The organism is Caballeronia sp. GACF4 (genome assembly GCF_023631025.1).
Taxonomy (GTDB): Bacteria; Pseudomonadota; Gammaproteobacteria; order Burkholderiales; family Burkholderiaceae; genus Caballeronia.
Genome location: NZ_JALQDW010000003.1, coordinates 1 through 15,887, shown reverse-complemented (window position 1 = coordinate 15,887; position 15,887 = coordinate 1). Strand labels below are relative to the sequence as shown.

Below are 15,887 nucleotides of genomic sequence, written 5' to 3'. Positions count from 1 at the left end.
TCGACGAAAAAAACTCAGGCGCCGAACTCGGCCGAAGCAACATGCTTCGCTTCACTATCGGTTTCGTCCTGCGATTCCGCTTTCTTCTGATTGTCGATGGTCGCATGCACGCGCTTGCTGCCATCCGCCGTGGCGGCCGACGTAGAAGCGAGAACCTGCTTCGGCGCCGCCTGCACGGGCGCTTGCGGCGAGTTGATCGGCACATTGCGGCCACGCGCGACATCGCGCAGACGCGATCGCTCGGCCAGCACCTTCGCGCCGTACCCGCCATCGTCCTGCGTCGACGAACCCACGTAATAACGCAGACCGCCCGCGACCGAACCACCACGCGCGATACAGTCCTTCAGCACCAGCGCGCCGACCTTGATATTCGCGAGCGGATCGAGCGCCGCGTGCGAACCGCCGAAGTACTGGAACTTGTCGGAATGAACCTTCGACATCACCTGCATCAGACCCTGCGCACCCACGCCGCTTTCCGCATACGGATTGAAGCCGGACTCGATCGCCATTACCGAAAGCAACAGCAACGGATCGAGGCCCACTTCGCGGCCGGTATCGAAGGCCGCGCGCACGAGCTCGCTGACCGGGTCCTGCGCCACGCGATATCGCCGCGCGATGAAGCTGGCGACGAGTTGCTGCTCACGCGTCGAGATGAGGACGCGGTCGTCGCGGGCATCGGCGACGACGCGTTGGGCGGGAATCAGACTCGCGAGCATGCCGACGGAGGGCATGGTGCGCGGATCGAGCCCGTTAGGCGATACGGCGAGGCTGATGCCGCCCGTAAGCTGGCGGGCGCTGGCGTCGTCGTAGGTCGCGGCGCCGAGCGACGGAGCGGCGGTTGCGGGCACTTCGCGCGCATCCGCGGCCCGTGCTTTCGACACGAGATTGACAGCCAGATTCGACTCGACCGGCGGCCGATGCACCGCCGCGAACGGCGGCAGCGGCTGCCCCGCGAGCAAGCGAGCCGGACCGGCCTGCACGGCCGCCGAAACGAACGGCATGATTCGTGCGGCGAAGGTCGTACGCCAGGAAGGCAGGAGCCAAAGTGCGAAAGCCGTGATGACGGCGGCGCCGCCGACGAGGCTGAAGAGATGCTGACTCAAACGGCGTCCGCGACGCAGCGCAATGCGCACGATCTGCGCTGCGCGGGTGTCGGAACCCCAGAAAACCGAAGCGTTCATCTATGCTCCCAATGTTGCTTGATTCAACGCAGATGAATACGAATAAAACGCGAATTCAATGCGTAAATCAGACACCGCTCGCTCTCGGCAAGCACAAACGGCATCGGGGAAACGGCATGGAGCCGTCTGGAAAGCCGCCGGTTAAAAAGTTGACCGGAGTGCGCGGCACGAACTGCATGCCATGAATGCGCAGAGGCTTTCCACGCGAAAAACCGGCGCTGGTAACGCCGGCCGTGACAACCAACAGCCATGAATCGCCGGGCAGGTTCGGCGCAGGCGACGCATGTGCGTCTAAAAGACCTGAGGCAGCGGTAAAAAGTTTCAAAACCCGCAAAGGATGGCAAAGGATTCTAGCAGGCTTTAATCATCCGTCAATGCTATAGACTTCCGTTTCAATTACTTGAAGTAATAACGAACAGTGTTCAGTTGCCGAAAACCGCGCCAGTTGGGGCATTGGAAGCGGAATTTGCTGAATGTCTCCGAACGCACCGACGCGAGCGCATGTAAAATCGACAATCGTCTGGCGCGCAGCCGTCCCGCCCTTCTGGGCCGTCCTCGAGTCCCTTTCTGATCATCGATGAAATACAAAGATCTGCGCGACTTCACCGCCCGCCTCGAAGCGCTAGGTGAACTGCGCCGTGTTCGGCAGCCCGTTTCCCCCGTTCTCGAAATCACCGAAATTTCCGATCGCGTATTGCGCGCGGGCGGCCCTGCCCTGTTGTTCGAAACGCCAACGGGACATTCCATGCCCGTGCTTGCGAACCTCTTCGGCACGACGCGCCGGGTGGCGCTCGGAATGGGTATCGAAACGCAAGCGCAGAGCGGCGACGATACGGCCCTCGGCAGCGACACCGCCGCGCTCGGCTCGCTGCGCGATGTTGGCCGGCTACTCTCGGCGCTCAAGGAGCCCGAGCCGCCCAAGGGTTTAAAGGACGCGGGCAAGCTGTTGTCGCTTGCCAAGGCCGTTTGGGACATGGCGCCGAAGTCGGTGAATTCGCCGCCTTGCCAGGAAATAGTTTGGGAAGGCAACGATGTCGATCTCGCGCGCTTGCCGATCCAAACCTGCTGGCCCGGCGACGCCGGCCCGCTGCTCACCTGGGGCCTCACCGTCACGCGCGGCCCCAACAAGTCGCGGCAGAATCTCGGCATTTATCGGCAACAGCTGATCGGGCGCAACAAACTCATCATGCGATGGCTCGCTCATCGCGGCGGCGCGCTCGACTTTCGCGAATTCGCGCTCGCCAATCCCGGCAAGCCGTATCCCGTGGCGGTCGTGCTCGGCGCCGATCCCGCGACGATCCTCGGCGCCGTCACGCCGGTGCCCGATTCGTTGTCCGAGTATCAGTTCGCGGGGCTGCTGCGCGGCTCGCGCACTGAACTGGCGAAGTGCCTGACGCCTGGCGTCGACACGCTGCAAGTACCGGCGCGCGCGGAGATCGTGCTCGAAGGCTTCATCCATCCGCAAGACGGCGTGCCGCCGCCTGCGCCCGCGGGCGCGCCGCCGCGTCCGTCCGCGGGGGCATCCGCGAAATACGAACACGCGCTCGAAGGTCCATACGGCGATCACACCGGCTACTACAACGAACAGGAGTGGTTCCCGGTCTTCACCGTCGAAAAGATCACCATGCGGCGCGACGCCCTCTTCCATTCGACCTATACCGGCAAGCCGCCCGACGAACCGGCCGTGCTCGGCGTCGCGCTCAACGAAGTCTTCGTGCCACTCCTCCAAAAGCAGTTCACCGAGATCACGGACTTCTATCTGCCGCCAGAAGGCTGCAGTTATCGCATGGCCATCGTGCAGATGAAGAAGAGCTATCCCGGCCACGCCAAGCGCGTGATGTTCGGCGTATGGAGTTTCCTGCGGCAGTTCATGTACACGAAGTTCATCGTCGTGGTCGACGAAGACGTGAACGTGCGCGACTGGAAGGAAGTCATCTGGGCGATCACGACGCGAGTGGACCCCGTGCGCGATACCGTGCTCGCGGACAACACGCCGATCGACTATCTCGACTTCGCGTCGCCCATGGCGGGGCTCGGCTCGAAGATGGGACTCGACGCGACCAACAAATGGCCCGGCGAGACCACGCGCGAATGGGGCCGCCCGATTGTCATGGACGAAGCCGTCAAGCGCCGCGTCGATACGTTGTGGAGCGAACTCGGCCTCGACACGTCGTCATCGGCGAGAAAAGCATGATCGGGGCGACGGTTTTTCGTGGCGATGTCATCGAGAACACGCATGCGGCGCATGTCGCGGTGGTCGATGCATCCGGGCGCGTGCTGCATTCGTTCGGCGATCCATATCGCGTGACCTTGCCGCGCTCGGCGGCGAAACCCGCGCAGGCGTTGGCCGTGCTCGAAACCGGCGCGCTCGAACGCTTCGGCTTCAGCGAAGAAGATCTGGCGTTGATGTGCGCGTCGCATAACAGCGAGCCGCGTCATATCGAGCGCGCGCGGGCGATGCTCGCGAAAGCCGAAGCAAGCGAAGCCGATCTTCGCTGCGGCGGCCATCCGCCCATTTCCGATGCCGTCTTCCGCGACTGGATCAAACGCGATTTCACGCCGACGCCCGTGTGCAGCAATTGTTCCGGCAAGCACGCCGGCATGCTGGCCGGCGCGCGCGCCATGAATGCGCCGCTCGACGGTTATCATCTGCCCGCGCATCCGCTGCAGGCGTGGGTCAAGCGGACGATGGCGCGCGTCGTTGATCTCGCCGACGACGAAGTGCAATGGGCCATCGACGGCTGCAATCTGCCAACGCCCGCCTTCCCGCTCGATCGCCTCGCGCGGCTCTTCGCAAAAATCGCCGATGCGCCGGACGGTACGCCGCTCGCGCGTATCCACGAGGCGATGACGGCGCATCCCGAACTCGTCGCCGGCGAAGGCCGCTTCTGTACGCTGCTGATGCAAACCTTCGGCGGCACGCTCGTCGGCAAGACCGGCGCGGACGCGTGCTACGCCATTGGCGTGCGGCGCCCCGAAGGCACACTCGGCATCGCGGTGAAGGTGGAAGACGGCAACACCGGCGTGCTCAACGCGGTCGTCGTGCATGTACTCGAACGGCTTGGCATAGGCACGGACGAGCAGCTTGGCGCGCTCGCACGCTTTCGCCACCCGCCAATGCGCAACACGGTCGGCGTACCGACCGGCCGCCTCGACATCCACTTCGCGCTACGCGATCACTAAAAAAAAGACGATGCACTCGTGGTCCCTGCTGTCCGACGGCTTCTTTTTGTCGTTGTCGCTGTGTCTGGATATCGGCATTGCCAATGTCGCGATCATTTCGCTCGTGCTGTCGCACGGCTTCAAACCAGGATTCGTGCTCGGCCTCGGGACCTGTTTCGGCGATCTCTTCTACGCGGCGCTCGCGCTGGCCGGCATGTCGGCGCTTCTGCAATTCGCGGCCGTGCGATGGGTCGTGTGGATCGGCGGGGCGATCGTGCTTCTGTTCCTCACGTGGAAGATGGCGCGCGAGGCGCTGAATCCCGCATCCGCGCCGCCTGTCGAAGGCGAAGCTGACGACCGTCTGCCACGCCAAAGTCATGCGAAGAGTTTCGTGCGTGGCTGTTTGCTCGCGGTGTCGTCGCCAAGTGCGATTCTCTGGTTCGCGGCCGTGGGCGGCGCGTTGATCGCCAAGGCCGGCGCGACCAGCGCGATGAGCGCGTCCGTGTTCCTGATCGGCTTCTTTTGCGGCGGACTCGGCTGGACGCTCTTCGTCTGCACGCTGGCGAGCCACGGCCGCAAGCGCGCGGGCACGAGCCTGCTGCGCGCGTGTCATGTGCTTTCGGCCGTGCTATTCGCTTATTTCGCGTACAGCGTGACCGTCAATGGTTACCGCGATCTGATCGTGCACGCGCCGGTTTGAGCGGCGCGTGCCTTTCGCGCGATGAGCGAGCCCACGTCAGGCGACGAACTCCGCCAGACGCGCCAGATCGACGTTGCCGCCGCTCACGATCACACCCACGCGCTTGCCTTCCACCGGCACCACTTTCTGCAGCACGGCCGCGGCGGCCAGACAGCCGGTCGGCTCGACGACCATCTTCATGCGTTGCGCGAAAAAGCGCAGCGTGTCGATCAACTGGGCGTCGCTCACGGTGACGATGCTGTCCACATGACGCTGGATGATCGGGAAGTTGTATTCGCCGACATGCGTGGAAGCGGCGCCATCGGCGATCGTGCGCGGCACTTCGATATGCACGATCTCGCCGCGCGCGAGTGACTGCTGCGCGTCGTTGCCCGCTTCCGGCTCAACGCCGATCACCTTGCACGACGGGCTGAGCGCGGCAGCGGCGAGAGCGCATCCGCCGATCAGCCCGCCGCCGCCGAGGCAGACGAACAGGTAATCCAGCGGTCCGGTTTCTTCGATCAATTCCTTTGCCGCCGTGCCCTGCCCCGCGATCACATGTGGATGATCGTATGGCGGGATCAGGGTCATGCCGCGTTCCTCTGCGAGCGCGCGGCCGATTTCCTCGCGGTTCTGCGTATAGCGATCGTAGGTGATCACTTCGCCGCCATAGCCGCGCGTCGCGGCCATCTTCGCGGCAGGCGCGTCTTCGGGCATGACGATGGTCGCGCGGATGCCCGCGAGCTTCGCCGACAACGCGATGGCCTGCGCATGATTGCCCGACGAGTACGTGATAACGCCGGCTTTGCGCTGGGCATCGTCGAAATGGGACAACGCGTTATAGGCGCCGCGAAACTTGAACGCGCCCATGCGCTGGAAGTTTTCGCATTTGAAGAAGAGCGACGCGCCCGACATGGCGTCGGCCGTAGTGGACGTGAGAACCGGCGTGCGATGCGCGACGCCTTCGATGCGGCGAGCGGCATCGGCGACGTCTTCGAAGGTAGGTGCGGGAAGTGAGGACATGGGACGAGGACGAGGGGTGAGGAGAGCCGTCATTGTCCCAGTTATGACGCGCTTCTGAAAAGCGATGCCGCAATGAAATAAGCGATGCAGGTCCGCTTGGGGACATGCATCGCCAGGAGATTCGACAGCCGAATTGTCGATCAGCGGTGCCAGTAGCCCGGACCGCCCCGATAGTAGCCGGGACCGCCCCGGTAGTAGCCGTGATGATAGTAAGGGCGACCGTAGTAGCCGTAACCATAGCTTCCGACGACGACCGGAGGCGGCGGCGCATAGACCACGGGCGGCGGCGGCGCAACATACACCGGCTGCTGCGGCGCTACGTACACCGGCGCGGGCGGCGCGACATAAACCGGCGGCGGCGGCGCCTGATAAACCGGATACGCGGGAACCCCGATCCCGATGCCCACCGAAACATGCGCCTGTGCAGCGCCAACAATGCCGACACCCAGCGCCCCTGCAACCATCCAATAAGCGAGCCTATTCACCTTCGTTCTCCTCGCCGCCTGCTGCCGATCCGTACGGCACGACAAACGACGGTATGGCTTCAATCTATCGAAAAAGGCCAAACGCCGCTGGAACCATATGTTGCAAATTGCAAGTTTTCTTACGCTTCTGGAAAGGCTAGAACGTGCGCGCCCACGCGAGTCGGCCGTCCGGCGTGCCTTTCGATCAGCAAAAGTCCTGCGACCGGACTTTCGCTGCCCAGCAAGTAACGACATTTACAAATGCAAAGAAAAACCCCGCCGGGCAGTCGATCAGGCGGGGCTTTGCAAACACAAAGTTCGAATAGTGACGACGCTTCAACCCACCTTCACATAAGCGAATTCGCGCGAGACATTCGGCGGCACGTATGCCCCGCTGATGACCACCCGAGGCGTTAGACGCTTTTTCTGATCCCACCAGCGACGCCGCTGGGCCTGGCTCAAGAATCGCAAATGTTTTCGATAAGAGAAAATGCTCACAGCGACCTCCGAACGTAGCGATTAAACCTCACGGAAAACCGTGCGCTTTCTCGCGCCACCGTTTTCCCTGTTGATCCGTCTTTTCTTTAGTATTCGCGCCCTGTCCGTGCATCAATGTGCGGGATAGAACCCAAGCCTTTCGATCGGTGTGTGTTGAACCACATCCGGCGTTAAGACTCGCGGGCTTTCAGACAAAAGCGGGAAATGGTTCCGAAGGCCTCGGCTGCTTGTGCTTTTCCGGCCAGCTTTACGCCTCGTTGCCAGAAGAATCCCCAGCTTTTCTATGTAACCCGTTTCGCTTTTCGTTGCCCTATCCTGCCAGTTCTACGTAAAACGCGCCTTTTGCGATCGTCTCGAATTGACAACACTAGGGTTTTCCGTCGCGAGAATCTCTTTCCTACAGGTTCGCGAACGCTCCTTGCATGCGCCTTTCAAGCCGCGAAACCTCAAACGGCCGCGCCTTGTGCGACAACGCGCCCAAGCCGCCGTCAAGCCATGTTAAGGTGACGTCCGGCGCCCCACCGAGCTTATCCGGTGGGCGGGGAAGCACGGCGCAGAAAAGCCGCCGTGTCCGCAGGACGAGTCAGTCGAGAACGAACGACGATCAAGGTCGGCATCGAAGCTTCGCTTGTTGGCGGGTTATCGCGCGGCGCAAGACTTATCGATTACGCACCTGCGCATCTTTTCGCGGCGAGTGGCCCGGCCGTCGCCTTCCCTTAGCTTCGCTCACCCTATCCAGCGCAGGTTCGAACCCTGTGCGGCTTCATCGAGGAACCGAGATGTTCGGCGAGATCGCCCGTTTTCTGCTCAATACCGTCTTCACTCTGTTCGGCGCGGCGCTGTTGCTGCGCGCATGGATGCAGGTCGTGCGCATGCCGCCCTATAACCCGGTCTCGAACGGCGTGATGCAGGCAACCAACTGGATCGTGTTGCCGCTGCGCAAGATCCTGCCCGGCGGCAAGATCGACTGGGCGAGCATTCTCGCCGCGTTCATCGCCTCGCTCGTCTATGTGACGTTGATGGTCGTGCTGGCCAACGTCGATCCGACGCTCATGATGCCGATGATCCTGCTCGTCGCCCTCCTCACCGTCGTGAAGTGGGCGCTGAACCTCATCATCTGGATGACGATTCTGATGGCGCTGCTTTCGTGGCTCAATCCGCAATCGCCGGCCATGCCGCTTTTGTTTCAGATCACCGCGCCGTTTCTCGATCCCCTGCGACGCATTTTGCCGCGCTTGGGCGGCATCGATTTGTCACCAATCCTGCTGTTCGTCATCGTGCAGGTATTGTTGATGGTGGTCACGCGTCTCGCCGTTTCGATGACCTTGTTTGGCATCTGAACGAGTTCCGCATGGTGGCCGGCGCCGGGGCAGCAATTGCGCTGCGCCGCGCCGCCGCTTAAAATAGCGGGCTCACGCGGGCGTCGTATAATGGCCATTACCGTAGCTTCCCAAGCTACAGACGTGGGTTCGATTCCCATCGCCCGCTCCAGCATCGCCGAGAAAGCCGCCTGTCGTTGTCCGGGCGGCTTTTTAGTTTCCACGCTCTGCACGCGTGCGGATTCGCCAGCCGCGCCGCGTTAGTCACGCACTCTGCTCTCGCCATGAATCACGATTCCCAGGACGACGCCACGTCGTCTAGCGCTCCCGCCGACGAAACCTCCACGCTGCGCCATCGCCGTATCCGCAGCTTCGTGACGCGCGCGGGTCGCGTTTCGCCGGGCCAGCAGCGCGCCATCGATCAACTCGGACCACGTTACATCGTGCCGTATGACGCGCAAGTCGCCGACTGGTCAGCCGTGTTCGGACGCGAAGCGCCGCGCGTGCTGGAAATCGGCTTCGGCATGGGCGGGACAACAGCGGAAATCGCGGCCAAGCGTCCGGGCGACGACTTCATCGGCGTGGAAGTGCACGAGCCGGGCGTGGGCGCCTTGCTGAAGCTGATTGGCGAACAAGGGCTCGGCAACCTGCGAATTCTTCAGCACGACGCCGTGGAAGTGCTCGAACACATGATCGCGCCGGCTAGTCTGGATGGCGTACACATTTATTTCCCCGATCCGTGGCACAAGGCGCGGCATCACAAGCGGCGGCTGATTCAACCGAAGTTCGTGGCTTTGCTCGTGTCGCGCGTGAAACCGGGCGGTTATGTGCATCTTGCGACCGACTGGCAAAACTATGCCGAACAAATGCTCGAAGTGCTGTCCGCCGAACCCGCGCTTCAAAATACCGCCGATGGTTATGCGCCGCGCCCGGATTATCGTCCGGTGACCAAGTTCGAGAAACGCGGATTAAATCTCGGTCATGGCGTTTGGGACTTGCTGTTCCGCCGCGTTTGAAGACGATCAATCTGCCTTTGAATCGAGACGCGGACATTTAGTCACGTCCAAAAAACAAAACCCCACGCTTCGAAAAGACGTGGGGTTCAACTCCCGCCAGAAAGCGTGCGTGACTTTCAGTCAGCCCAACTCAAACCGCCGCTATAACCGACAATCAGAATCAACAAGCCAAAGCCGATGCGATACCACGCGAACGCCGAAAAATCGTGCGAGGCGACGTAACGCAGCAGCCATCGAATACAGATAAACGCGCTCACGAACGCCGCCACTAGCCCGATTGCAAAGAGCCCGAGATCGTTCACGGTCAGCGTGCGCCAGTACTTCGCCATTTCGTAGAGCGTTGCGCCGAAGATGATCGGAATCGCCAGAAAGAATGAGAACTCCGTGGCCACGCGGCGTTCGAGTCCGAACAGCATGCCGCCGATGATCGTCGCTCCCGAGCGCGACGTGCCCGGAATCAGCGCGAAACATTGCGCTAATCCGACCTTGAGGGCGTCGGAGTAAGAGAGGTCGTCGATGGAAGTCACGCGCGGCGCGGCGGCGCGGTCACGCTGACGCGCTTCCGCCCACAATATGACGATGCCGCCCACAATCAGCGCCACCGAAACCGGCACCGGCGAGAACAACACCGCCTTGATGCTTTTCTCGAACAAAAGACCGAGGGCGATGGCCGGAATGGTCGCGATGATCACGTTGAGCGTGAAGCGCCGCGCGTCCGGCCGTGACGGCAAACCGGTGACTACCGAGCCGATTTTTTTGCGATATTCCCAGCAGATGGCGAGAATCGCGCCGAACTGAATGACGACATCGAAGGTTTTAGCCTGCGCGTCGGTGAAATTCAGGAGACTGCCTGCGACGATCAGATGTCCGGTGCTCGAGACCGGCAGAAATTCGGTCAACCCTTCCACGACGCCCAGAACGAGCGCCTTCACCATCAATATCCAGTCCATCCGTCAGCCCTTTTTCGCTGTTATCGCCGTTCGTGTGGAGCACCCCGCGCCAAGATTTCGACTTATTTTTCGACGATCTGAACACGTATGCCGTTTGTAAGGACTGTGATTGTACCGGGTTCGTAAGAAACGCCGGCGAACTGCAATTCTTCGGGCTTGAAGGTGTGGATGGGATACCGTTCGAGCAATTGCGCCGCGAGCATGGCGCCGGCGGCTGCGATCTGCTGGTTGTATTGCGCGGCGTCCCCTGAGAACTGCGAATCATCGACGCTCGGCGAGACGAGGATCACCGAGCGGCTTTGCGCGTCATAGCCGAGTTGCGTCGAGAGCGTGAATGCGCCGTTGACGGGGTTGGGCATGAAGGGCGTGGTGAAGCGCGCATCGACATGCACGGTTACGCGATTACGATCAGGCGCCATGCCGATGACGGGATTGCTCAACACGACATCGACAATCTGCGAGATCGTGCGTTGCAAGGGAAACTTGCGCGCGACGGCTTCCTGGACTTGCTGCTGAGAGAACGTGTAGTGATCCGGAATGAACGGGAAGATGGAATTCGAAGCTGCTTGCGTCACCGATGACGCGTCAAGCGCCGGCAAGGCGATGAGCGTGGCAAGCAGGAACCGGCGCCGGGTTAGCGCGACGGGGTTGGACATGCGGGAGTCTCCGGGGCTGAACTGTGAAATGCGGTGAGGCTAAAAACCGGTCATTGGACCACTGAACTTCAATGCGGTTGCGTGGCGACTTCAAGTTTGGCGATCCACGCGAGCGCAAACTCCCGCGTCTCCCCACACATCTCGGCCGAAGCCTGCAACCCGCCGCAACAAGCCGGTCTGCGCGAATCACCGAAAATCGCGCAACGCAGATCATCGCCGAGTTGCACGCAACGTTCGCCGGCCGGCTTGCCGTTTGGCATCCCCGGAATCGGACTCGTGATGGAAGGCGCGATGCAGCATGCACCGCACCCTTCGCGGCACGCATGCGGCGCGCTCGAAGCAGTCGACATGACATTGGCTCAAAAGCGTAAAACCGCATTGTCCCACGCCTGAAGTTTGCGTTCCGTCAAACCCGGGAAGCCGTACTGCGACCTTATCTCGCAATTGCCGCGCGCCTCGCGCTTTTACACTCGTGCGCAAGCCCAAGGTCCGTTATGACATCCTCGAATACCTTCTTCCGCCCCGATCTCCTCGAACGTTACGACGCGCACGGTCCGCGCTACACGTCCTATCCGACCGCCGTCCAGTTCATCGATTCCTTCGACCCGAAGCATTACTGCCAGGCGGCAATGAAAGCCGATCCGGCCGCCGATCTATCGCTCTACTTCCACATTCCGTTTTGCGACACCGTCTGCTTCTATTGCGGCTGCAACAAGGTCGCGACGAAGAATCGCGCGCACGCGCGGCCGTATCTCGACCGCATGAAGCGCGAACTTGCGATGCACGCCGCGCTTGTCGATACCCGCCGTCCCGTGACGCAACTGCATTGGGGCGGCGGCACGCCCACGTTTCTCTCGCACGCCGAGATGACGGAGTTGATGGCCGCGACCGCCGAGCACTTCAACCTCGTATCCGACGATCGCGCCGAGTATTCGATCGAAGTCGATCCGCGCGAGGCATCGGCGGAAACGATCGGTATGTTGCGTGGGCTTGGCTTTAATCGGCTGAGTCTAGGCGTGCAGGATTTCGACGAACGCGTGCAGCGGGCGATCAACCGCGTGCAGCCTTATGCGATGACCGAAGGCGTCATGCAGGCGGCGCGGCGAAATGGCTTCAAGTCGATTAGCGTCGATTTGATTTATGGCTTGCCTCATCAGAGCGTCGAGAGTTTTGCGCGCACGCTCGATGCGATGATCGCGCTCGCGCCGGATCGTGTCTCGGTGTTTGGTTATGCGCATATGCCGGCGCTGTTCAAGATGCAGCGGCAGATGGATGAATCCGCGCTGCCCTCGCCTGCCGTGCGGCTTGCGATTCTCGAGTGCGTGATCGAGCGCATGAGTGACGCGGGGTATGTTTATATCGGCATGGATCATTTTGCGTTACCCGGTGATGAACTTTCTCTCGCGCTCGCGGACGGGACGCTTCAGCGGAATTTTCAGGGATATAGCACGCGTGGGGATTGTGATTTGATTGGGATCGGGGCTTCGGCGATTGGAAGGATCGGCGATGTCTACGCACAGAATGCGCGTGGTGTGGATGAGTATGCGGCTGCTATCGACGATGGACGGCTTGCCATTGCGCGTGGGGTGCGGCTGTCGGCCGATGATCTTCTGCGGCGTGATGTCATCATGCGGTTGATGTGCGGTGGTGGGCTGTGGTTCGATGAGATCGAGCGGGTGCATGGCATTGCGTTTGAGAGCACTTTCGCCGATGAACTCGCGCGGCTTGAGGCTATGGTCGATGATGAGCTTGTTGAGATTGGACGCGACGGCATTCGGGTGTTGCCTGCGGGACGCATGCTGGTGCGGAACGTGGCTTCTGTGTTTGATGCTTATCTCGGGCAGGCGAGGGTGAAGCGGTTTTCGCGGATGGTTTGAGTGGGCATTATCGGCAATCGAAAACGAGAATCCAGAACAAGCAATTCAGGCAAACGGCCGTGTTCTTGCGAACCTCGCATATTTGAAACTCCCGTTTGACCGTGCGGGATCGACAGGATGATTTAGCGGGAATGGCTGCGATCGGCCACGACCTGTCGTTCAGCGAGCGGGAAGCCTGCCAGTTGAACGGCTACAGTACTCCCAGAACTTGACGGACGCGCTACGAGTGCGATTCGGCCTTTGCGCACCTTCAGAGTTACTCCTTCCTGAGACGATCCCCAATGCTGCAGAGAATAAGGGGCCGAGGGCCCCTTATCTTATTGCACCCTTGCGGGCTGACCAATGCTTTTCAGCAAAGCATTGTATTGGTCAGGATCAGTTGCGTAGATCCTATCTAGGACGAAGTTAGCCACCTTTGCGATCTCTGGAATTTCAACTGGCTTGAATCCTCGATCCGGGATCGACTCAAGGTGTGAGAACTCGTTGTTGAGGCGGTTCAACAGTGCGATTGCTGTCGCATCCTCTTCGCCAAAGAATTTCTTGATGCGTTCAAAAGCATCATTCTTGTCGTCATGATGCGGGAATTTGTAAAACAAAAACGCTTCCAGGAACTTGCGAAGGTTGTTCCCGAAGCCGTAGAACGGTTCATGTGCACTTTGCGCTGCATCCTGATTCCTACATTTGTAAATCTGGTGGAAAAGGTAGTTAAATTCAGTGATGTAGTCCCGCAGATACGACGGCATCATAGAAATTTTGCTCGAACCACCATTTCTCTCAATGATGAAATGCTGGTTTCCACCGTGGTTCTTTTCGGCGGGCAGTGAAATGTTTTTCAGATACTTTAAGAAGTCTAGATTGTGGGTAGAGATGAAAAGTTGCTTATAGCGGTAGCCGTTCGATCCGTCTTCGTTCTTGATTGGCTTCGCAATTAAGCTTTCGATCAAGCTGAACATAAAAAAAATGTGGTTGCCGTCCAGGCTGGAAATCGGATCGTCTATGTAAATGATCAAATCTCTGCCCTTGCTGTTGGGCTCTTCCAGCTTGGCAATGAAGTAGCAGAACGCAATGAGACTACATTCGCCTTCACTGAGGTTGTAAGCCGACTTGCCGTCGCGGGTGACTTCAAAACGAACGGCGGTCTTCTTGGCATTGTCTTTCGCTTCTAGCTTGATTCCGTCATGACCGAAGAAGTGATTCAAGAGTGAATTGACTCTCTCAGCACCTTTGCGCTCATCATTCTGCTGGCCCTGTAAGGTAACGACCTCGGCTTCTAACTTGACGATCTCGGTGTTGGCGTCGGTGTGAGCGGTGTTGGCGTTGCCTGCCGCTGCTTCAAGTTCAGCCATACGGATTTTTTCCGCGTCGTAGGTAATGTCGGTAATGAACGAAGCTATATCGGTAAGCCGAAGTGCTTCGCGTGCAGAAATCTTGTCCTTTTCAAGAGAACTCGTTCTGCTATTGCTCTTAGTTATCAGGGAATTGATGTCATCCACACAACCTCGGATAGCGGCAGAGTCGTAGTCTGGCGATGGCATAGCAACCCGCTCGAAGAGGTTGTTTTTTCGTGTGTGTAGTGCAGCTTTCAGTGCTTCTAGATCCTGCTTGTAGATCTTCAGGCAATCGGCAAGCGACTTCTGTCTTGCTTCAAACAGGACTTTTTCTTCTGCATAGAATTTATCGCCGGTCAACGTCATGAAGCCCGGAATGCGATTGATTTCAGAGTCAACGGAGGCAATACATGAATCCAGTGCGGATTCAAAGTTCGCAGACTCTTGACTGAAGTGGGAGTCCAGGCGTTGCCAAATGTTGTGCGGCAAGCTTTGACGGCAGAAAGCACAGGTGTCGCGCTTGTCTTTGTGTAGCGGGATACCCTGTTTCACCCAGAGTTGGAGAACAGTATCGCTAAGTAGCTCCCCAATCGCCTGCGTCGGCTTGATCTGTTTGCCCAGTAACTCTTGTGCAACGCTTGCGATTGTCTCGATTTTCAGGGCGATAGACGCCGTGTCTGTAATGTCGGGCAGGGCTTCTTGCTTGAGCAGGTTGACCTTGGCGGCTTGTTCGTCAGTCGTGAGCTGGACGAATCCCACCTTTTTGACTGCAGCGATGTCTTTCTTGATGCTCTCTATGTTGTAGACAGCAGGGCCATACGTGCGGTTCTGCTTGATCCTGTCGTTGGCATGAGTTCGCAGCTTTCCTTCCAGAGAATCAAAGGCGGTCTTGTAGTTGCCTTTTGTCCTGTCCCGCTCCTTGCGCTTTTCTTCGAGGTCATGGCGAAGACCGGTCTTGTTCTCGACACTGCCGAGTTTGACGCCGATGGCAGCAATAGCGTCTTCAATCTCCTTGTTCTTCTCACCGACAATAGCGAAGGTTTTGATCTCGCCGTCATTGGTTTGATTGACAAGGAAGCTGAGATTGTCGCTTACAAAATCACGGTTATAGACTCGAACGTCGTAGGCATGAGTGCCGATAGTGAGCTGAGTAACGTCACCCTTGTCGCCGTGAACGGTGAATGACGAGTCTGTATAGTTTTGCGGAAGGCGTCCGGTTTCCAAAGCCCGAAAGATTCGCGAGAGGGTGGTCTTCCCCGAGTAGTTACGACCATACAGGATATTCAAGCGTTTGAAATGCTGTGGGTTGTCTCCAGCATCCCGAACCCGTCTTTTCCAATTCAAGCCCGCAAAGCTACCGAAGCTAGTAATGTCGAGTCCAGTGATCATTTTGTATGTCTCTCGCATATTGTTCGTTTTCTTGATGAGAGTTTACTCTTGGGCACGATGTTCTTCTAGGCTTTGAGTGCAGCTTGCGTTTTATGCGTTGCTGGCCGTCTCCCAAGACCCAGCCCACTTCGAGAGGCTCCCTCTCAAAAATCGCTGTCAACGCCGATTAAATTCTTTCCCCCGGTGGTAAGTTTTACATCGGCGCTAACACACGAGGATTGATCCGGACCTATCCGTAATTCTGTGGGCGAGGCATATTATGAGAGGTGAGGTAAAAGTCATGGATATGCCGATGAAGAAGAAACGCACCGTCGCTTCTCAGGCAGCGGCCCGAGGGCCGCTGCC

13 protein-coding genes and 1 tRNA gene are annotated in these 15,887 nt (G+C 59.3%); 7 read left to right on the top strand and 7 right to left on the bottom strand.

Annotated features, from left to right (window positions below):
• Positions 1-14: 14 nt before the first annotated feature.
• Positions 15-1,181, bottom strand: coding sequence for a lytic transglycosylase domain-containing protein (locus NCR40_RS03710; RefSeq protein WP_250463949.1), 1,167 nt, complete (start codon positions 1,179-1,181; stop codon positions 15-17).
• 577 nt (positions 1,182-1,758) lie between these two features.
• Here NCR40_RS03710 and NCR40_RS03705 point away from each other — a divergent pair.
• The 3 genes from NCR40_RS03705 to NCR40_RS03695 are packed head-to-tail and all read left to right on the top strand — an operon-like array spanning position 1,759 to position 5,043.
• Positions 1,759-3,375, top strand: a complete 1,617-nt coding sequence (locus NCR40_RS03705) for a UbiD family decarboxylase (RefSeq protein ID WP_250508757.1) — start codon at positions 1,759-1,761, stop codon at positions 3,373-3,375.
• On the top strand, positions 3,372-4,364 hold the full coding sequence (locus NCR40_RS03700; protein WP_250508756.1) for an asparaginase: 993 nt from the start codon (positions 3,372-3,374) through the stop codon (positions 4,362-4,364). The genes NCR40_RS03705 and NCR40_RS03700 overlap by 4 nt, the downstream gene beginning before the upstream one ends.
• 10 nt (positions 4,365-4,374) lie before the next feature.
• Complete coding sequence (locus NCR40_RS03695) at positions 4,375-5,043, top strand: LysE family translocator (RefSeq protein ID WP_250463942.1); 669 nt, start codon at positions 4,375-4,377, stop codon at positions 5,041-5,043.
• Between the two features lie 36 nt (positions 5,044-5,079).
• Here the strand turns inward: NCR40_RS03695 and NCR40_RS03690 are convergent, their stop codons facing one another.
• Positions 5,080-6,045: a threo-3-hydroxy-L-aspartate ammonia-lyase gene (locus tag NCR40_RS03690; RefSeq protein ID WP_250463940.1), complete on the bottom strand. Its 966-nt coding sequence runs from the start codon at positions 6,043-6,045 to the stop codon at positions 5,080-5,082.
• A gap of 140 nt (positions 6,046-6,185) precedes the next feature.
• A complete protein-coding gene (locus NCR40_RS03685) occupies positions 6,186-6,509 on the bottom strand; it encodes a hypothetical protein (protein WP_284507700.1) in 324 nt (107 codons plus the stop codon).
• 1,277 nt (positions 6,510-7,786) lie between these two features.
• Between NCR40_RS03685 and NCR40_RS03680 the strand changes: the two genes are divergently transcribed.
• The 3 genes from NCR40_RS03680 to trmB all read left to right on the top strand — a co-directional run bounded on the left by NCR40_RS03680 (position 7,787) and on the right by trmB (position 9,342).
• Positions 7,787-8,347 carry a YggT family protein gene (locus NCR40_RS03680; RefSeq protein WP_244827411.1) on the top strand — a complete coding sequence of 187 codons (561 nt, stop codon included), beginning with the start codon at positions 7,787-7,789 and terminating at the stop codon, positions 8,345-8,347.
• A 76-nt stretch (positions 8,348-8,423) separates the two neighbouring features.
• Positions 8,424-8,498 (top strand) — tRNA-Gly (locus tag NCR40_RS03675).
• Between the two features lie 112 nt (positions 8,499-8,610).
• Positions 8,611-9,342: a tRNA (guanosine(46)-N7)-methyltransferase TrmB gene (trmB, locus tag NCR40_RS03670; protein ID WP_244827410.1), complete on the top strand. Its 732-nt coding sequence runs from the start codon at positions 8,611-8,613 to the stop codon at positions 9,340-9,342.
• Between the two features lie 116 nt (positions 9,343-9,458).
• Here the strand turns inward: trmB and NCR40_RS03665 are convergent, their stop codons facing one another.
• The 3 genes from NCR40_RS03665 to NCR40_RS03655 form a co-directional block, all read right to left on the bottom strand.
• On the bottom strand, positions 9,459-10,292 hold the full coding sequence (locus tag NCR40_RS03665; RefSeq protein ID WP_244827409.1) for an undecaprenyl-diphosphate phosphatase: 834 nt from the start codon (positions 10,290-10,292) through the stop codon (positions 9,459-9,461).
• 62 nt (positions 10,293-10,354) lie between these two features.
• Complete coding sequence (locus NCR40_RS03660) at positions 10,355-10,948, bottom strand: DUF1439 domain-containing protein (protein WP_250508755.1); 594 nt, start codon at positions 10,946-10,948, stop codon at positions 10,355-10,357.
• Positions 10,949-11,016: 68 nt separating this feature from the next.
• Positions 11,017-11,298, bottom strand: a complete 282-nt coding sequence (locus tag NCR40_RS03655) for a YkgJ family cysteine cluster protein (RefSeq protein WP_250508754.1) — start codon at positions 11,296-11,298, stop codon at positions 11,017-11,019.
• 144 nt (positions 11,299-11,442) lie between these two features.
• Here NCR40_RS03655 and hemN point away from each other — a divergent pair, with 144 nt between their 5' ends.
• Entirely contained in the window at positions 11,443-12,825 is a 1,383-nt protein-coding gene (hemN, locus tag NCR40_RS03650; protein WP_250508753.1) for an oxygen-independent coproporphyrinogen III oxidase, read from the top strand.
• Between the two features lie 317 nt (positions 12,826-13,142).
• Here hemN and NCR40_RS03645 read toward each other — a convergent pair whose 3' ends face one another.
• The gene (locus NCR40_RS03645; RefSeq protein WP_250508752.1) at positions 13,143-15,542 is read right to left on the bottom strand and encodes an AAA family ATPase; all 2,400 of its coding nucleotides are present in this window, start codon (positions 15,540-15,542) and stop codon (positions 13,143-13,145) included.
• Positions 15,543-15,887: the final 345 nt, after the last annotated feature.